This is a genomic window from Oceanimonas sp. MB9 (genome assembly GCF_011319775.1).
Classification (GTDB): domain Bacteria; phylum Pseudomonadota; class Gammaproteobacteria; order Enterobacterales; family Aeromonadaceae; genus Oceanimonas; species Oceanimonas doudoroffii.
Window position 1 is genome coordinate 172,400 of sequence record NZ_VFBE01000001.1, and the last position, 18,463, is coordinate 190,862.

16 protein-coding genes are annotated in these 18,463 nt (G+C 63.5%); 6 read left to right on the top strand and 10 right to left on the bottom strand.

All coding sequences use genetic code 11. The features are described 5' to 3' along the window. The first annotated feature begins 147 nt into the window (after positions 1-147). The 3 genes from glnL to add are packed head-to-tail and all read left to right on the top strand — an operon-like array spanning position 148 to position 3,681. The gene (gene glnL / locus OJHNALOF_RS00845; RefSeq protein WP_165660855.1) at positions 148-1,197 is read left to right on the top strand and encodes a nitrogen regulation protein NR(II); all 1,050 of its coding nucleotides are present in this window, start codon (positions 148-150) and stop codon (positions 1,195-1,197) included. Between the two features lie 9 nt (positions 1,198-1,206). Further along, a complete protein-coding gene (gene glnG / locus OJHNALOF_RS00850; RefSeq protein WP_165660856.1) occupies positions 1,207-2,643 on the top strand; it encodes a nitrogen regulation protein NR(I) in 1,437 nt (478 codons plus the stop codon). Between the two features lie 33 nt (positions 2,644-2,676). Further along, the gene (add, locus tag OJHNALOF_RS00855) at positions 2,677-3,681 is read left to right on the top strand and encodes an adenosine deaminase (RefSeq protein ID WP_165660857.1); all 1,005 of its coding nucleotides are present in this window, start codon (positions 2,677-2,679) and stop codon (positions 3,679-3,681) included. Positions 3,682-3,735: 54 nt separating this feature from the next. Here the strand turns inward: add and OJHNALOF_RS00860 are convergent, their stop codons facing one another. Genes OJHNALOF_RS00860 through OJHNALOF_RS00870 form a run of 3 tightly spaced genes read right to left on the bottom strand, consistent with a single transcriptional unit; the run spans position 3,736 to position 7,258 of the window. Beyond that, positions 3,736-4,443, bottom strand: coding sequence for a sulfite exporter TauE/SafE family protein (locus OJHNALOF_RS00860; RefSeq protein ID WP_165660858.1), 708 nt, complete (start codon positions 4,441-4,443; stop codon positions 3,736-3,738). Next, complete coding sequence (locus OJHNALOF_RS00865) at positions 4,440-5,849, bottom strand: amidohydrolase family protein (RefSeq protein WP_165660859.1); 1,410 nt, start codon at positions 5,847-5,849, stop codon at positions 4,440-4,442. Before OJHNALOF_RS00865 ends, OJHNALOF_RS00860 begins: the two co-directional genes overlap by 4 nt. A gap of 50 nt (positions 5,850-5,899) precedes the next feature. Beyond that, positions 5,900-7,258: a uracil-xanthine permease family protein gene (locus tag OJHNALOF_RS00870; protein ID WP_165660860.1), complete on the bottom strand. Its 1,359-nt coding sequence runs from the start codon at positions 7,256-7,258 to the stop codon at positions 5,900-5,902. Between the two features lie 296 nt (positions 7,259-7,554). Here OJHNALOF_RS00870 and OJHNALOF_RS00875 point away from each other — a divergent pair, with 296 nt between their 5' ends. Continuing rightward, on the top strand, positions 7,555-8,586 hold the full coding sequence (locus OJHNALOF_RS00875) for a LacI family DNA-binding transcriptional regulator (protein ID WP_165660861.1): 1,032 nt from the start codon (positions 7,555-7,557) through the stop codon (positions 8,584-8,586). 1 nt (position 8,587) lies between these two features. On the opposite strand, the gene hemN is transcribed toward OJHNALOF_RS00875, so the two are convergent. The 5 genes from hemN to OJHNALOF_RS00900 are packed head-to-tail and all read right to left on the bottom strand — an operon-like array spanning position 8,588 to position 12,298. Further along, on the bottom strand, positions 8,588-9,955 hold the full coding sequence (hemN, locus tag OJHNALOF_RS00880) for an oxygen-independent coproporphyrinogen III oxidase (RefSeq protein WP_165660862.1): 1,368 nt from the start codon (positions 9,953-9,955) through the stop codon (positions 8,588-8,590). A gap of 14 nt (positions 9,956-9,969) precedes the next feature. Beyond that, the gene (locus tag OJHNALOF_RS00885) at positions 9,970-10,428 is read right to left on the bottom strand and encodes a DUF2489 domain-containing protein (RefSeq protein ID WP_165660863.1); all 459 of its coding nucleotides are present in this window, start codon (positions 10,426-10,428) and stop codon (positions 9,970-9,972) included. Continuing rightward, complete coding sequence (gene yihI / locus OJHNALOF_RS00890; protein WP_165660864.1) at positions 10,425-10,979, bottom strand: Der GTPase-activating protein YihI; 555 nt, start codon at positions 10,977-10,979, stop codon at positions 10,425-10,427. Before yihI ends, OJHNALOF_RS00885 begins: the two co-directional genes overlap by 4 nt. After that, positions 10,976-11,635: a class I SAM-dependent methyltransferase gene (locus OJHNALOF_RS00895; RefSeq protein ID WP_094201007.1), complete on the bottom strand. Its 660-nt coding sequence runs from the start codon at positions 11,633-11,635 to the stop codon at positions 10,976-10,978. The genes yihI and OJHNALOF_RS00895 overlap by 4 nt, the downstream gene beginning before the upstream one ends. A gap of 45 nt (positions 11,636-11,680) precedes the next feature. After that, positions 11,681-12,298 (bottom strand): cytochrome c, encoded by a 618-nt coding sequence (locus OJHNALOF_RS00900; protein ID WP_094201008.1) that lies wholly within the window; start codon positions 12,296-12,298, stop codon positions 11,681-11,683. Positions 12,299-12,440: 142 nt separating this feature from the next. Between OJHNALOF_RS00900 and yihA the strand changes: the two genes are divergently transcribed. After that, complete coding sequence (gene yihA, locus OJHNALOF_RS00905) at positions 12,441-13,079, top strand: ribosome biogenesis GTP-binding protein YihA/YsxC (RefSeq protein WP_094201009.1); 639 nt, start codon at positions 12,441-12,443, stop codon at positions 13,077-13,079. Beyond that, complete coding sequence (gene rsuA / locus OJHNALOF_RS00910; RefSeq protein ID WP_165660865.1) at positions 13,079-13,768, top strand: 16S rRNA pseudouridine(516) synthase RsuA; 690 nt, start codon at positions 13,079-13,081, stop codon at positions 13,766-13,768. The genes yihA and rsuA overlap by 1 nt, the downstream gene beginning before the upstream one ends. 76 nt (positions 13,769-13,844) lie before the next feature. Here the strand turns inward: rsuA and OJHNALOF_RS00915 are convergent, their stop codons facing one another. Both OJHNALOF_RS00915 and OJHNALOF_RS00920 read right to left on the bottom strand, forming a co-directional pair. Further along, a complete protein-coding gene (locus OJHNALOF_RS00915; protein ID WP_165660866.1) occupies positions 13,845-16,667 on the bottom strand; it encodes a PAS domain-containing protein in 2,823 nt (940 codons plus the stop codon). Next, positions 16,664-18,457 carry an ATP-binding protein gene (locus tag OJHNALOF_RS00920; RefSeq protein WP_206063501.1) on the bottom strand — a complete coding sequence of 598 codons (1,794 nt, stop codon included), beginning with the start codon at positions 18,455-18,457 and terminating at the stop codon, positions 16,664-16,666. Before OJHNALOF_RS00920 ends, OJHNALOF_RS00915 begins: the two co-directional genes overlap by 4 nt. Positions 18,458-18,463: the final 6 nt, after the last annotated feature.

The window sequence follows — 18,463 nt, forward strand, 5'->3', positions numbered from 1 at the left end:
CGGGCAAGGTTCTTGCAACGGTACTCATCAAGGCCCAGATGTTTTCATCAAACCGCCGCAAGTTGCACCATGATGTAGCAATTCGCTGGTCATGGGTTACACTGTTTGCACCACACTGGTGCAAGCCTTGATGTTGAGGACGTGAGCGTGAAAAACCGGATCAGCATTCAGACCATTATCGACAGCCAGCTCACGGCGGTGCTGGTGGTAGACGGCGACCTGGTGGTGCAATTTGCCAACACCGCCGCCGAACAGCTGCTCACCCTGAGCAAGCGCCGGCTGCAGGACGCCCGGCTGGATCAGGTGGTGGAAGACATTTCCCTCGACATGCGCCGCATTCAGCGCTGCATCGAGCTGGAGCAGGGGTTTACCAACAGCGAGGTACAGGTGATCATCGACGGCCTGCCCCGCTGGGTCGACGTCAGCGTCACCGCCTTTACCTGGGAGCGGCAGACCCTGGCCCTGATGGAACTGAGGCTGGTCGACCAGCAAAAGAAAATCAGCCAGGAGCTGCAGCAGCGAGCCCAGCAGCAGGCGGCCCGGGAGCTGGTGCGCGGCCTGGCCCACGAGATCAAGAATCCCCTCGGCGGCCTGCGGGGCGCGGCCCAGCTACTGGAGCGGGAGCTGGAAAAGGAAGAGCTCAAGGAATTCACCCACCTCATCATTGCCCAGGCAGACCGGCTGCGTAACCTGGTGGATCGGCTGCTCGGTCCTCAACGCCCGGGCCAGCGCGAGGTGATCAACCTGCACTCGGTGCTGGAGCAGGTACGCCGCCTGGTGAGCATGGACATTCCTCCCGGCATTACCCTGACACGGGACTACGATCCCAGCATTCCGGACCTGGAAATGGATTCGGAGCAATTGCAGCAGGCCTTTCTCAACATGGTGCGCAACGCCGTGGAGGCCCTGGGCGATCACGGCCACATCACCATTCGCACCCGCACCGCCTTTCAGGTGATGCTGCAGGGCAAGCGCTACCGGCTGGCCGCCGAGGTGCGCATTATCGACGACGGTCCGGGCATTCCCGCCCTCCTGCACGATACCCTGTTCTACCCCATGGTCACCGGCAAGGAAGGCGGTACCGGACTGGGACTGTCCATCGCCCAGGAGCTGATCCATCAGCATCAGGGCCGCATTGAGTGCCAGAGCCGGCCGGGCCTGACCGAATTCATTATTTATCTGCCGCTACGACGATAGGAGCACTTTATGGCTGAACTGATTTGGGTCGTCGACGACGACAGCTCCATTCGCTGGGTACTGGAGCGGGCCCTGGCCCAGGCCGGGTTTCGCTGCCGCAGTTTTGAAGACGGTGAAAGTGTACTGGATGCCCTGACCGGGGTGCAGCCCGCCGTGGTGATCTCCGATATTCGCATGGGAGGCATGGACGGGCTCACCCTGCTCGGCGCCATTCACAAACGCGCCCCCGACCTGCCGGTGATCATCATGACCGCCCACTCGGATCTCGACAGCGCGGTCAATGCCTACCAGCGCGGCGCCTTTGAATACCTGCCCAAGCCCTTTGACATAGACGACGCCGTCGCCCTGGTGCAGCGGGCCGTGGCCTTTGTAAAGGAAAGCCGGCGCAAGGCACCGGGGGCGCAGCCGGAGGCGGTGCGCACCCCGGAGATCATCGGCGAAGCGCCGGCCATGCAGGAAGTATTCCGCGCCATCGGCCGACTGGCCCGCTCCTCCATTTCGGTGCTGATCAACGGCCAGAGCGGGACTGGCAAGGAGCTGGTGGCTCATGCCCTGCACAAACACAGCCCTCGTGCCGAACAGCCCTTTATCGCCCTCAACATGGCGGCCATTCCCAAGGATCTGATCGAGTCAGAGCTATTCGGCCATGAAAAGGGCGCCTTTACCGGCGCCAATAACGTGCGCCGTGGCCGCTTTGAGCAGGCCGACGGCGGCACCCTGTTTCTGGACGAAATCGGCGACATGCCCCTGGACATTCAGACCCGGCTGCTGCGCGTACTGGCCGATGGCCAGTTCTACCGGGTGGGCGGACACCAGCCCATTCGCGTAGATGTGCGCATCATTGCCGCCACCCACCAGGATCTGGAAAAAAAGGTCACCAGTGGCGACTTTCGTGAGGATCTGTTCCACCGCCTCAACGTGATTCGCGTGCACATGCCGGCACTGCGAGAGCGGCGGGAAGACATTCCCAAACTGGCCCGCCATTTTCTGGGGCTGGCCGCCCGGGAGCTGGGCGTGGACGCCAAGACCCTGCATACCGACACCCAGACGCTGTTGCAGCAATTGCCCTGGCCCGGCAACGTGCGCCAGCTGGAAAACGTGTGCCGCTGGCTCACCGTCATGGCATCGGGCCAGGAAGTGCTGGTCTCGGATCTGCCCCCCGAGCTGCTGAAACGGGAGCCTGATCCGGAGCCGGTCGGCACCGGCGGCCAGCCCCAGGACTGGCGCCAGGCGCTGAAGCGCTGGGCCAGCGACGAACTGGCCCGGGGCCGCAAGGATCTGCTGGCCGAGGCCCTGCCCGAATTCGAACGCATTCTGCTCGACTGCGCGCTGACCCAGAGCCAGGGCCACAAGCAGGAGGCCGCCCGCCTGCTGGGCTGGGGTCGCAATACCCTGACCCGTAAACTGAAGGAATTGCAACCGGAAGAATCGGCCACCAGAGAGTAGAATGGAAGCACCACCACCCCATGCGGAGCCGTAATGATAGATTCCAGCCTGCCCCTGCTCGACCTGCACCGTCACCTGGACGGCAACATTCGCCCGGCCACCATACTGGAACTGGGCCGGGCCTTTGATCTGGCCCTGCCTGCCGACACCCTGGATGGCCTGCTGCACCATGTGCAAGTACAGGGCAACACGCCGGATTTGCTGGCCTTTCTCGCCAAACTCGACTGGGGGGTCAGGGTGCTGGGCAATTATGACGCCTGCCGGCGGGTGGCCTATGAGAACGTGGAGGATCTGAGCAACGCCGGCATTGATTACGCCGAGCTGCGCTTCAGCCCCGGCTATATGGCCATGAATCATCACCTGGACCCGGAAGGCGTGGTGGAAGCAGTGATCGACGGCGTGACCGCCGGCAGCCGGGACTTCGGCGTGCCGGTGAAACTCATCGGCATCATGAGCCGCACCTTTGGCGAGGCCGCCTGCACGCGGGAGCTGGCCGCCTGCCTGGCCCATGCCGGCAAACTGGTGGCCATGGATCTGGCCGGGGACGAGGCCGGCTTTCCCGGCGAGCGCTTTACCGCGCACTTTCGCCGGGTGCGGAACGCCGGCCTGCGCGTCACCGTACACGCCGGCGAGGCCGCCGGCGGCGCCAGCGTGTGGCAGGCGGTGCGTGAGCTGGGCGCCGAACGCATCGGCCACGGCGTGCGGGCGGTGGAAGACGAGGCGCTGCTCGATTACCTGGCCGAACACGGCATTGGCATTGAGTCCTGCCTGACCTCCAATCTGCAGACCAGCACGGTGGCCGACCTCGCGCACCACCCCGTTCAACGCTTTCTGCAAAAAGGCATCAAGGTCTGCCTCAACACCGACGACCCGGCGGTGGAAGGCATAGAGCTGCGCCACGAGTACACGGACGCCGCGGTGCGCGCCGGCCTGACGGCACAACAGGCTCGCCAGTGCCAGGAAAACGCCCTTCACATGGCCTTTCTCGATCCAAATGAAAAGGCCGCCCTGCTGGCGGCCAGCGCAGAGCGGGAATAAAAAAGGGCCGCCGATGCGGCCCAACTTCATCTGCCTGATTTGCGCCAGCCCGTATTATTGAAACAGCACCAGGGTGCCGGAAACAAAGGCGAACAGCAGCACGAAGCGACGCAAAAAGCGCGCATCCAGCCGCCGGTGCACCAGCTGGCTCAGCACCAGACCCACCGCCAGCGCCGGCAGCAGGCTGGTGACCGGTTGCAACAGCTCGGGCTGCAGCCGACCATTCAGGGCCAGCACCAGCAACGACACCAGCTCACCGATCAAAAAACAGGTCGCCACCGAGGCGCGCAGGGTCGCCACCGGCATGTGCTGGTACACCAGCGCCAGGGGCGGACCGCCGATGCCGGTGGCGGTTTCGGTAATGCCGGTGATCACCCCGGTGGACACATAGGCCCGGCGGTTGGGCGAAAAGGCCGGCGCCAGCCAGCTCGCCAGCACCGCCGCTATGGTCGACACCCCGATCAACAGGTTGAGCTGATTAAGGGGCAGCACCACCAGCACCCAAAGGCCGCCAAAGGTGCCCGCCACCCGGCCCAGGGTGATCCACTTGGTGCCCAACAAATCGATAGAGCCGCGCTCACGCCAGGCGATCAGGGCGTTGAGCGGCAACATCAGCACCAGCAGGCTGACCGGTAACAGGGCCGGGGCCAGCAGCCCCAGCACCGGCGCGACGATCAGCGCAAACCCCATGCCGGTGGCACCCTGTACAAAGGCGCCGGCGGCCACCGCCAGGGCGCTCCACAACCAGACGTCGCCGGTCACGCGTGACGCTCCCCGCCCCGCTCGGCCAGCCAGTCGCGGCGGTGGGCGTCGGTGTAGGGATGGATCTTCTGGATCGGCGCACCGGACACCACCGCCTTGGCCAGCTCGTTGGCCTCGGCCATCAGGGCCCGGGCATCCCAGTCCAGGGGCCAGCCCTGCCACAGCCGCAGCCGGCCGGCGACGAACACCCCCTGGATCTGATCCCGGTTCGCCAGCCGCACCAGCTCCCAGCTCAGATCCCAGGACGGCAGCAGTTCGGGCACTTCCAGGTCGACCAGCAAAAAGTCCGCCGCCTTGCCGGGGGCGATTTCACCGGTGTTCAGTCCCAGCACGCCGGCGCCGCCGCGGGTGCCCTGATCCAGCCAGGGCCAGCCGCCACCGCAGGACGAATCGCCCACCGCCATGCCGAAAGCGAAACGCTGGGCCGCCTCGGCGTAATCCAGCAGGCGGAAACCGTCGCTGCGGGTGCCGTCGGTACCCAGAGCCACGCGGATGCCCAGGCTGTGCATCAGCTGGGCCTGGGCCACGGCGTTGCCCTTCCAGGCGCTGGCCACCGGGTTGTAGCTGACGGCGCTGTCGGTGTCCCGCAGCATCATCAGCTCGTCCGGGGTCAGCAGGGTGGCGTGGGCCAGCAACGCCTGGGGCCCCAGGGCTCCGGCCCTGTACAGCTGCTCCAGCGGTCGCAGGCCCCGCTGCTCCAGGGAACGTTCCACCGCCACCAGGTGCTCGTTGACATGGGTCTGGAAGACGATGCCCGCCTCGGCGCACAGGGACGACACCCGGTGCAGCATGGCGTCGGTGGCGATCTCCGGAATCGGTACCGCCAGCGACGGCGTCACCAGGGGATTGGACTGCCAGTCGGCGATATGCCGCTCGGCCTGGGCCAGAATGGGCCCGGTTTCCAGCACCTGGTCGCCACGCTTGTCGTTGCACACCCGGCCCAGCACGCAGCGCAGCCCCACTTCCGTGGTGGCGCGGGCGATGGCGTCCAGCCCCTCGCTGGCCCGGGTGCCGGCATCACAGACGGTGGTGAAACCGCCGCGCAGGGCCTCCAGCGAGGCCAGTTTGGCGGTCAGGTACAGTATGTCCGGGGTGAGGCCGGATTCCATAGGAACCCATACCCGACGAAAGATTTCCGACGGCTCGCCAAACACCAGCGCCTTGCCGAAGGCCTGGGTCAGGTGGTGATGGCTGTCGACGAAGCCGGGCATGACCAGTTTGCCCGGCAGGGCCACCACCGCCACCTCGGGATGAGCGGCGCGCAGTGTCTCGAGCGGGCCCACATCCCCGAATCGTTCGCCGTCGAGCAGCACGGCGTGATCCCGTACCGGCCCGTCGGCCAGCATCAGCCAGTCGGGCGCCAGCAGGCAGGGTTGCTCGAACTGACGATAATTGAGTTGCGTCATCTTAATCTTCCTTTCTTGCGGGGGCAGGCCGTCCGCCTGCCCGAATACATTCAGTGGCCTTGCAGGCGAGGCGCTTCTTCACCCTCGGCGGCCGGCGCCGCCTGCTTGCTCTTGTACTGGAACAGGGCATTCATCAGGGCGGCGGTAATGGCACCCATGGCCACGCCATTTCCCAGCAGGGAGGCCAGGCCGGACGGAAACTGGCTGTACACGCCGGGCACCAGAATGGGGAACAGGCCCACGGTCAGGGCCACCGACACCACATACATGTTGCCGTGCTGGCGCAGGTTGACCCGGCGCAGCATGTCGATACCCATGGTGCCGACGATGGCGAACACCACCATGCCGGTGCCGCCGATCACGGCTTCGGGCACGGCGTGGATCACCCGCGCCAGCGGCGCCAACAGGGCGAACAGGATCAGCAACAGGCCGGACATCAGGGTGACATAGCGGGAACGAATACCGGTGGCGCGCACCACGCCGATGTTTTCGCCGCTGGTGATGATGAGTGAGGTGCCGAACAAACCGCCGAGCAGGGACACGGCGGCGTCGCCGCGAATGGTTCTGGCCACGTCCACCTGAGGATCCAGTTTCTTGTCGACCACTTCGCCGATGGCCAGGGTCTGGCCGGTGGCTTCCACCATGGAGATGATGCAGAAGATCATCAGGGGCAGGGAGGCCACCAGGTCAAACTTGGGCATGCCAAAGGGCAGCAGGGTCGGCAGGCTGAACAGGGGGAACAACGACAGATGCTCAAAATGGAAGGCGCCAAACAACACCGCCATCAGGGTACCGCCCAGCAGGCCCAGCAGGATCGCCAGCTGGTTCATCATGCCCTTGAGCACCCGGGCGAAGAGCACGGTGAAGCCGATAGTGGTGAAGGCCAGCATCAGATTCAATGGATCCGCGTAGTTCTCGGAGCCTGTCTTGCCAACGATCAGGAAGCCCGAGATCTTGACCAGGTTGATGGCCACCAGCAGCAGCATGGTGCCCACCACCACAGAGGGGAACAGCCTGAGGAAACGGCGGAACACCGGCAACACCAGGAAATAGAACAGGGCCGTCAGTATCACCGCCCCGGTGGCGGTAGCCACATCGGTCTGTTGGGCGATCAGAATGAACAGCACTATGGGCGCGCCGCCGGGCAGCATGATGAACGGCAGCCGGGCGCCGAAGCCGCGCCAGCCGATGGACTGTAGCAGGGTGCCCAGGCCGCAGATGATAAAGGTGGCGCTGAGCAGATTGATGGTCAGATCCGGCGAGAAATCCAGCGCCGTGGCCATCAGAAAAACCGAGGCGATGGGCGACGCCGCCATCACCAGTACATGCTGCAACCCGAACGCCAGCAGGGTTCTCAGGGGCAGCTTTTCGTCAACGGGTTCGATGACATCCTTGTGAGCTTGAGACATGGTGGACTCTCCATATAAAACCGAGCCGTCACGGGGGAAACCGGCACCTTTCTGCCATACAAAATCGATTTGGGACGGCGATAAAAATAACCGCAGCCTACTACTGCCGCGGCAGTCACAACAACTGGTCAAACTAAACGATTCGGGCCAAACCTGGACCCCAAATCGATTTGGTTAAGGTATGCAAAGTTTCACCGGCTGTCAATACGTCAAAAACGGCCACCGGAATCGGTTTGGTCCCCCTGCCGGCGCAGGGGTATACTCGAGCCCAACCGCGATCAGCCCGCAGAGAGTCCATGAGTTCCGTCAAACCCGGTGCCCAGCGCCGCCTGACCATCGCCGATGTCGCCGCCGCCGCCGGCGTGTCCCGCACCACCGTCTCCCACGCCCTCAACGACAGAGGCCAGGTGGATCCCCAGACCCGAGCACGGGTCAAGCAGATCGCGAACGAGCTGGGCTACAGTCCCAACCTGCGGGCCCAGCGGCTGCGCACCGGGCGCACCAATTCCATCGCCCTGCTCTCCTCCATGCCCTTTGCCGTGGCGGGGGGCCCCTCACGTCTGGGGTTCATGATGGAAATCGCCGCCACGGCGGCGGAGGCGGCGCTGAAACAGGGACTGGCGCTGGTGCTGGTGCCGCCGCTGGAGGAAGCCCGCAACCTGCTGGGCGAGCTGGACGTGGACGGCGCCATCATCATAGAGCCGGTGGCCGAGGATCCCCAGGTCACCCAGTTGCAGCGCCGGGGCATCCAGGTGGTGTCCATCGGCCGCCAGCCCGACACCGAGCCGACGGTGCCCTATGTGGACATGCAGGCCGAACGTACCGGCCGCATGCTGCTCGAACACCTGCGGGAGCGGGGAGCGCGCCACATCGCCCTGCTGATCGGCCAGCAGCGCCGTCACTCCTATGTGGATGTGGAGCAGGCCTATCTGGATTTCACCCGGCGGCACCAACTGCCCTGCTCCATCATTCGGGCGGAGGAAATGGGCGGGGAAGACGCCGGCGCCGAGGCCTGCCGCCGGCTGCTGGCCGAGCAGCCGGGCGTGGACGCCATCTGTGCGCCGGTCGACGCCTTCGCGGTGGGGGTGGTACGGGCCCTGCAGGAAGCCGGACGGCGGGTGCCGGAAGACGTGCGGGTGGTCACCCGTTATGACGGTCTGCGGGCCCAGAAATGCGAGCCGCCGCTGACGGCGGTCAACCTGCACCTGGCCGAGGTGGCGGATCAGGCCATTTCCCTGCTGCTGGCGCAGATCGGCGGCAAGGCGACGGCGAGCATAGTGCAGTGCCCGCCCCCCGAGTTGATCGTCCGTCGCTCCTCGGCGGACTGAGTCAGATCACGCGGGAAAACTGCTGTCGGCGGGCCTGCCGGCGGGAGTGCAGGTCAAAGCACATGCAGATGTTGCGGATCAGCAGCCGCCCCTTGAGGGTTACCTCAAGGCGGTCCGCCTTCCGTAGCACCAGGCCATCGTCTACAAAGGGTTGCAGCAGCGCGAAGTCCTCGGCGAAGTAGTCGTTGAACGCGATGCCGTATTGCGCTTCAAGGGGCGCAAACTCCAATTCAAAATTGCAGATAAGCCGCTTGATCAGATCCCGGCGCAGGCAATCATCTTCGTTCAGGGCATAGCCCACGCTTTGGCCATGGCCCAGTGCGTCGATCTGGGCGTAATACTGCTTCAGCTCCTTGTGATTCTGGGAATAGGTATCGCCGATCATGCTGATGGCAGATACCCCAAGTCCCAGCAGGTCACATTCCCCCTGCGTGGTGTAGCCCTGAAAGTTACGGTGCAGCTCGCCGTGGCGCTGAGCCACCGCCAGGCGGTCGTCGGGCAGGGCAAAGTGATCCATGCCGATAAACTGGTAGCCCCGGCCGGTGAGGTAGCGAATGCAGTCCTGCAGCATGGCAAGTTTCATGGCCGGGGCCGGCATGTCGACCTCTTTCAACTTACGTTGGGCGGCGAAGCGACTGGGCAGATGAGCATAGTTAAACACCGACAGCCGCGCCGGCTTCATCGCCACCACCTGCTCCAGGGTATGCAGAAAGCTCTCCCGAGTTTGCAGCGGCAGGCCGTAGATCAGGTCCAGATTGGTAGAAGAAAAACCCAGCTCGGCGGCCCTGGCCACCAGGGCACGAATAAAGCCGTTATCCTGCTCCCGGTTAACGGCCCTTTGCACCTCCTGGTTGAAGTCCTGCACTCCCAGGCTGATGCGGTTAAAGCCTTCCGAGCTGAGCACGCCGAGCAGTGACAGCTCAATACGACGGGGGTCTATCTCTATGCTGAACTCGCCCTCATCGGCAAAGTGAAAATGCCGGCGCAACAGGCCGTTCAGGCGTTGTATCTGAGTAGCGGTAAGAAAGGTGGGCGTGCCGCCGCCCCAGTGCATCTGAGTGACGGTGCGGCCGGCAAAGCGCGGCGCCATGGCTTGAATTTCCCGCTCCAGGTAGTCCAGGTAGATATCGGCCTTGCCCTGATGACGGGTGATCACCTTGTTGCAGCCACAGTAATAGCAAAGCTTGTGGCAGAACGGAATGTGCACGTAGAGCGACAGCGGGCGCTGCGAGTAACGCTCGGCGGCGGCATCGAACTCGGCCATGCCGAAGTCGGTGGTGAACTCGAGGGCGGTGGGATACGAGGTATACCGCGGCCCCGAGTAGTTGTATTTTTCGATGAGCGCCTGATCCCACTCAATCGCTGACATTGTCTCCTCCCCGGTCAGCGACCGGGCAGTTCCAGACTCACCAGGCGCTCGACCTCGATTTTAATGGTGGCTTCCAGTTCGCCTTCATGACCGGCCCGCTCCAGATCCAGCCGCATACGCTCGTTGCGTTTGAGCTGCTTGCGGGCCTCGTGGGTCGGCATCTCCCTGACCTTGTCGTACAGATCGTACAGGCCGGGGTATTCGGCGGCGAAGTCCCTGGGCTGATCAAACTGCAGGGCATTAAGCAGGTTGGTCAGGCGAATGGCGCCTTCCGACAGGTTGCACTGATCGTCACGCACCGCCATGGCAATGGTGCGCACGCTGTCGAGAATGCGATCGTTGCGTTTGGCTATGGCCTGGCGCCGGTGTTGTGTCTGCTGGCGCAGCTTCGCCAGCAGAATGCCCGCATACACGGCCAGACCCACTATGATGACGCCGCCCACCAGGGCGGCGATCAACCAGGGGGAGATCATGACTTGTCTTCCTCGTCGCGGTATTGAGCAGGATCAAGCTCGGCATCCATAAAACGATCCCAGAGGTCGTCGCCGGGTTCGGCGTCGTCTTCATCCTCGTCGTCGAGCAGACCGAGTTGCTCCAGCAGTTGCTGATGGCGGGCCAGGGTGCGGTCAAGCCAGACCTTGTCGTCTTTGCTCAGCTTGTCGCCCGCTTCCACCTTGTCCAGCAGGGTGTTGAGGCGCTCGTCGTTTTCAAGCGCGTCCAGCTCCTGCTCCGGAGTGAGCTTGCGGACCTTGACCGGTGCCACGGCCTTGGCGGCGGCCACGGTGTCGCGAGTGGCGTCTTCCTGCACCAGGGCCACGGGCTTGCGTGAGCCCAGGCGCGGGTCTTTCGGCGCCTTTGATGCCTTGCCGCCCTGGTTGTCGCTACCCACATTGTGGCGCGAACCCGGGGTCAGGCCCTTGCGTCTGGCCTTGCGCTTGCGTTCCCTGCCCTGTTCTGCGGTTTCCCGATTTTCCTTGCGGGCACCGATACGGCCCGGGGTACGGGCCTTCTTGATACGTGTCATAACGACTCCGGTTTGTGCAGAAGAATGACATCGGCACCGATAAATTCGATGCCGAGCCCGTCCCGTTGTGCCAGCCACGCAAAGGTATCGCGGCTGAAGAAGCACACATGGGTCGGGTCCTGTTTGTAATGCCAGGTGGCAAAGGCCGCCTGATCCCGGGCCAGCTTGGTCATCAGCCCCAGCCAGCCGCCGGGCCTGAGCATGGCCAGCAAGCGCCGCCACTCATTCCCGGGTGAATAAAAATGCTCTATCGCCTCGGTACAGGTTACAAAATCATACTGTCGCTGCAACCGCTGGGCATGATTCGCATAGTAAGGGTCATAGGTGGTCACGGCAAAGCCCGCCTCGTTCAGCATGGCGGCCAGCGCCGGCCCGGGCCCGCAGCCAAAGTCCAGCCCTTCACTGCCCGGCGCCAGCCGCGCCATCAGCGGCGTGGCCAACCGGCTCAGAAACCGCCGGTAGCCCGCATCCTGAGTGTCGTTCTGGTGCAGATCGTACTCGGCCTTTTCCGCGTCATGGCTCAGCCGCTGGCCCGGCTCCACAAAAATCAACCGGCAGCGCGCACACTTGTGGTAGCGGCGGTGATCCTGATGAAACAGGGCATGGTCGGGCGAGTCGCAGAGAGGACAACAAAAGGCAGGCAAAGGCAGGGACATCAACAAACCGGGTTAGGCGGGGGGCAGGCCACCCCCCGAGAGCTATCAGTGCAGGCCGGCCACATACTGGGACAGCACGGCAATATCGTCGTCGGTCAGCTTGGCGGCAACGTCGCGCATCATGCGGTTGGGATCGTTCTCCCGCTCACCGCTGCGGAACATTTCCAGCTGGGCCTTGATGTAGGCCGGGTGCTGACCGGACAGGCTGGGGAACTTGGCGGATTCAAGGCCTTCACCCCGGGGGCCGTGACAGGCGATGCAGGCGGTCACGCCGCGCTCGATGTCACCACCCTGATACAGGGCCGCGCCGCGCTCGATAACGTCTTCGGAAACCGGCACCGGAGTAATGGCCTGGCTGGCGTAGTAGGCGGCCAGGTCAGCCATGTCCTGTTCGGCCAGCGGCAGGGCCATACCGCCCATGATGGCGTTGGCACGGCCGGTGCCGCCGGTGGCGGCGGCCTTGAATTCGGCCAGCTGCTTTTCAATGTAGGAAGCGTGCTGACCGGCAATCTTGGGATACATGTCGGTCGGGCTGTTGCCGTCGTTGCCGTGACAGGCAGCACAGGCGGCGGACTTGGCCTTACCGGCTTCGACATCGCCCTGGGCCTGTGCGGTACCGGCCACTCCGAGCATTAAGGCTAGCGTGAAAACAATTTTTTTCATGACGTTCCGACTTCTCGTTGTTAGAGCTTCCAGATCACATACCAGCGAGGGCATGTTACAATGCGATTTAAAAAACCGCACTATTCTACACAATTTTGCCAGAAAGTAATCAGGGCGGCTTCATAACCTCGGGGAATTCACATTGAACAACAACAAGATAAACTTCAACGCCGCCCACTTTATTACCAGCGCGCCCAACATACGACAGATGCCCGCCGACACCGGCGTTGAGATCGCCTTTGCCGGCCGCTCCAATGCTGGAAAATCCTCGGCTCTGAACACGATTACCCAGCAGAAATCCCTGGCCCGCACCAGTAAGACCCCAGGCCGCACTCAGCTGATCAACGTGTTCGAACTGAGTGAGGGCAAGCGCCTGATCGACCTGCCCGGCTACGGCTACGCCAAAGTACCGGAAGAAATGAAGCTGAAGTGGCAAGAGGCGCTGTCGGAATACCTGCAACAACGCGACAGCCTCAAGGGGCTGGTGGTGCTGATGGACATTCGCCATCCGCTGAAAGACATCGATCAGCAACTGCTGCAATGGGCCAGCGACTGCGAACTGCCGGTGCTGGCATTGCTGACCAAATGCGACAAGCTCAAGTCCGGCGCCCGCAAGGCCGAGGTACTCAGGGTGCGTGAAGCCGTGGCCATCTTCGGTGGCAGCATTCGAGTCGAGGCATTCAGCTCGCTCAAGGGCCTGGGCGTGGATCAGGCCAAGGAAGTGCTGACCGAATGGCTGCTGCAGGACGACACCCTCAACGCCGGTGACGAGCCCGCCTGATGCGCCTGGATCGCTTCTTGTGTGAGGCCTCCGGGCTGACCCGCTCCCTGGCCAAAAAGGCCCTGTCCCGGGGCGAGGTCACCGTCAATGACCAGGTGGTCAAAAAAGGCGATATCAAGATCGGTGACCAGCGCGTGTGTCTGGCGGGACGCCTACTGAGTCTGCAGCCGCCGCGCTATATAATGCTGCACAAGCCCCAGGGCTATATCAGCGCCACTCAGGACGAGGTGCACCCCTGCGTTCTGCAGCTGTTGCCCCCGGAACTGGCCGCCGGCCTGCAATGCGCCGGCCGGCTCGATGTGGACACCACCGGCCTGCTGCTGCTCACCGACGACGGCCAGTGGTCGCATCGGCTGCGCTCACCCAAACGGGCCTGTCACAAGACCTACCGGGTGGGTCTGGCCGAACCGCCGGCGGATGGCACCGCAGACCGCTTTGCCGAGGGTGTGTTGCTCCACGGCGAGCCCAAGGCCACCCTGCCCGCCACCCTGGAAGTGATCACCCCGACTCAGGTGCTGCTCACCATTCAGGAAGGCAAATACCATCAGGTGAAACGCATGTTTGCCGCCGTTGGCAACCGGGTAACCGCCCTGCACCGGCTGCAAATCGGTGATATCGTGCTGGATGCTGCGTTGGCCGAAGGGGAATGGCGCCACCTTACCCCCAAGGAAGTTGCCTCGATTGGGTAAGGTGTGAAGCCAATTTGCAGACGCCGCTTTCGCCGGTGCAAACCTGGCAGCCGCACGCACCCATTTTCACCACCCCCTAACCGGCTTCGGGAATATTCAGCCAGAAGCAGGCACCTTGCCCCGGCGTGGAGTCAAAACCCACGCCGCCGCCCATGCGCTCCATCAGCTCGCGGGTGATCGCCAGGCCCAGGCCGGTGCCGCCTTTCCTGCGGGTGTCGGAACTGTCTGCCTGGGCAAACTTCTCAAAGATACGCGAGCGAAACTCCTGGGGCACCCCTTCCCCTCTATCCCGCACCAGTACGCGCCAGCAGCCCTGGCCGGCGGGCTCGGTATCAATGTCGACCCGGCCGTGGTCGGGAGAAAACTTGACCGCGTTCGACAACAGGTTGGCCAGCGCCTGCAGCAGCCGGTCCCGATCCACCAGTACCTGAACCCGTGCCGGTGTTTCCCCCAACACCAGTGTCACCCCTCTGTCCTCACCCAGGGGGCGATGGCATTCCACCGCCTCGTGCAACAGATCGGCCAGATCGTGGGGGCGCACATCAAAGTGCATCTTGCCCGCCACCAGCTTCTCCATATCGAGCAGGTCGTTAATCAGCAGGTGCAGCCGCCGGCCATTGTTGTGGGCCACCTCCACCAACCGGAACACCTGCTCGGGCAGGGGCCCCAGGGCCCCTCGAGTCAGCAGACCGAGGGAGCCGGTGATGGAGGTGAGTGGCGTGCGCAGTTCGTGGCTGACGGTGGACACGAACTCCTTTTGCATGCGCTCCACCTTTTTCAGCTCGGTAATATCCTCGATCAGGGTCCATATCAGCGGTTGCCCTCCCGCGTCCCGAATCAGCATGCCCTGCTGACGAACCGGAAACCGGGCTCCATCCCGGCGCAGCAGCTCCTTTTCAAAGGCCCCGTAGCGGCCATCCCGCGCCAGGGCCTCTCCGGCCTGTTCATCGGCTTGTGCATACTTTGCCGGGGTGAGTGAAGACAGGCCGAGGTTCAACAGCTCGGCCTTGCCATAACCGGTGGCGCCCAGCAGCGCCCGGTTTACATCGAGAAAGCGGCCGGTACGCGCATCGCTCAGGGCAATGCCGATGGAGGACAACTCAAACAACCCCCGCAACCGCTGCTCACTGGCGGTCAGCGCCAGCTCCGCCTGTTTTTCATGCTCAATGTCGGTCAGGTAGCCATGCCAGATGGTACTGCCATCATCCAGCCGTTCGGGACGAGCCCGCCCCTCCACCCAGTGGCTGCTGCCGTCTCCCTGCAACACTCGATACTGCACATGCCAGTCGGACAATTCACGCTCGGAGCGGACAATGGACTCGGCCACCGAGTCGAGATCTTGTGCATGAATGCGCTCAAACACGGCGCCGGCATCTTCCCGCACCGCCTGTGGCGGCAGCCGGTAGAGTTGTTCCATACCGGCACTGCTGTAGGGAAAGGCGCTGTGGCCATCGGGCCAGCGGCGAAACTGATAAATCACCCCGGGCAGCTGCTCGGCCAGCTTGTCAAAGCGGTCCTGCTGGCGCTGGCGGCTGAGCATGTCGCTCAGCCAGTGGGCCATCAGCGCCAGAAACATGCGATCGGTATCGTCAAAGGGCTGTGCCCTGGGGGTGGCGGAAGAAAAGTTGAGGGTACCGAATAGTTCGCCATTCACTTCCAGACGCGTGGCGATATAGGCCTCCAGCCCCATGTTCCGATAGCACACCGCGCTGGCATACGCCGACTGGCCCATGTGGTCAATGGCCAGTACGCCCTGCTGCTCCAGCATCAGCCGGCAATAGGTCTGCACCAGCTCAAAGCGCAGTCCGGGCTCAACTCCGGCACCTTTCGGAGCCGATACCCAGCGCACCATGTACACATCGCCGATCACCTCGCTGGCGATGGCCAGATCCAGCTGCAGAAATTCCCGTCCCAGCGCCAGCGCCTGGGTGATGCGCTCATCGACGCTGCCCTGCAGCTTGAAGGCCATACGGTTGAGCACCGCCAGCGCCTTGTTGCGCCGCTCCAGCTGGATCATGGCTTCGCGTTCGGCACTGATGTCGATATGGGTGCCGTAAATAATGCCCGGCCGGCCATCGTCGCCACAGCTCAGCAGCCGCCCCCGACTGTGCACCCAGACCCAACGGCCGTTTTTGTGACGCATTCTGACCCGGCACTCGTACACCGACTCCAGCCCCTTGATATGGCGCTCAAGCTGAGAGCTGGCCAGCTCCAGATCGTCCGGATGCACCCGCTCACGCCAGGTTTCTATGGTGAGCTGGCCCAGCTCGTCCAGCCGGTGGCCCAGCATTTCGGCCCAGCGTTCGTTAAACCGGCATTGACCGCTTTGCAGATCGCATTGCCAGGTGCCGATATTGGCCCCTTCAATGATCAGCTGGGCCCGATACTCACTTTCGGCCAGGCTTTGACGCAGGGCCTCCAGCCGCTGCCGGCCGATCTGCTCTTCCACACAGTCGGCCAGGGTACGGGCGTCCCTGTCGTCAAAACGCCGGGGCCGACTGTCTATCACGCACAGGGTGCCCAGGTGATAGCCATCGGCACTACGCAGCGGCGCCCCGGCGTAAAAGCGAATATGAGGCGCCTCGGTAACCAGGGGGTTGTCAAAGAAACGCTCGTCTTCCAGGGCATCTTCCACCACCAGAATACGGTCGTTGAGAATGGCATGGCCACAGAAGGAAATGTCCCTGGCGGTTTCGCAGGCATCCAGGCCCTGGGCCGACTTGAACCATTGCCGTTCGCTGTCCACCAGCGACACCAGCGCGATATCCACCTGAAAGCTGTGCTGCGCCACCTGGGTCAGCCGGTCAAAACGGCTCTCGGCGCCGGTGTCCAGCAAACGGGTACGCTGCAGGGCCCGCAGCCGCTGCAGCTCGTTGTCGGGCAGAGGGGGCATTTTCATGGGCGACCTCCTTCGGCTTGCTGAACATGGGGCATGACCGGCAACTCCAGCCACAGGTGGGCACCCCGGTCATTATAGAAGCCAATGCGCCCGTCCATCAGCTCCACCAGCTCCTTGCAGATGGCCAGCCCCAGGCCGGTGCCCTGGGTGGTGCGCATGGTGCCGTTTTCCGCCTGGGCAAAACGGTCAAACAGGTGTTCGGCAAAGGCATCGGGGATGCCCTCGCCCTGATCACTCACGGTCAGCCGCAGCCAGTCCGGCTCGGGCTGCTCTACCGAGACTCGCACCAGGCCACCGGAGGGGGAAAACTTGATGGCGTTGCTGATCAGGTTGTCCAGCAGCTGGCGCACCCGCAACGGATCCAGCACCGTCGGCAGGGGCGCACCCAGATCGTTGCGCAAGCCGACCTCATAGGCTTCGGCCATGGGGGCATTGCCGGCGATGGCCTCGTCGATCAGGGTATTCAGGCAGCAGGGCTCGGGGGCCAGCTCCAGCTTGCCGGCGTTCAGTTTGCTGAAGTCGAGCAGATCGTTAATCAGGTGCTGCAGTCGTTCGCCATTGCGCCAGGCCAGCCCGACCAGCTCGCCGGCCTTTTCCGGCAACTCACCGGCCACGCCGGAACTCACCAGCCGCAGGGCACCATTGATGGAGGTCAGCGGGGTGCGCAACTCATGGCTCACCACCGCCACAAAGTCGTCTTTGACCTCACTCAGCGCCTTGCGCTCGGCGGTCAGCCGGTTAAAGGCCCGGGCCAGGCGGGCCAGCTCGGGCACACCGGTTTCCGGCAAGGGCCGATCGCTTCCGGCCTCGGCGGCCATGCCGCGAATGCGCTGGGTCATGGTAGCCAGCGGCTGCAACGCACTCCAGGCCAGCCAGAACGACACCAACGCCAGGCCGGTGCCGATCAGCAGGCTGATGCCGGCAAAACGCATAAAGAAATCCCGGGCCGGCGCCACCACCCGCTCATGGGGCAGGGCGCGCACAAACATCCAGCCCAGCTGTTGCAAATGCGTGGTGGCATAGACCCAGCGTTTTTCACCGTCCCCCTTTACCACACCAAGGTGGGCGCCGGACAGCACGGCGTCGACCAGGGCATCCTCTCCCGGCGGCGGCAAGGGTTGCAGCTCCCGGGACAGATCCCGGCCGTTATACACATACAACTGGTTTTCGGTATCGAGAATTTTGAAGCTGACTCCTTCCCGCAAGGCTTCCCGCAGCCGCTGCTCGGGCAGAATGGAGGTGGTTGCCAGGTTGATCACGCCCCCCAGCATGCCCAGCAAGTCACCGTCATCCGACAGAATCGGACTCAGAAACGAGATCAACGGCGCACCCGTGGTGCGGCCGATAATGGGAGAGCTGATCACCGACTCTCGCGTGCGGATCAGGGTACGAAAGTGAGGCCGGTCGGCGTAGTTGGTGCCCAGGCGGCCGGGCACCAGGGTGGTTTCGGTAATGGCGGTGGCGTTGGCGTCAAACACCAGCACGCCATCGGGAAACAGCTGGCGCAGCATGGGCTGGCGTTGCAACCGCGCCTGCAGTTCGGCGGTGGAATGCAGATGCACGCCGTTCGTCAGCTGAGGCGTCACCATTTCCAGCGAGTGACGACGCAGCGCCAGCACTCGTTCCACCTGCTCGGCGGCACGCAAGGTTGCATTGTACTGACGCTGACTGTATAGCTGTTCAAAGTCATCCACCAGCGAGTGATAGGCGGTAGTCAGTACGCCGAGGACGGTCAGCATGGCGCCGGTCAGCATAATCAGCGCAATGCGTCCCTTGAGAGACAGCTTCATTCAACC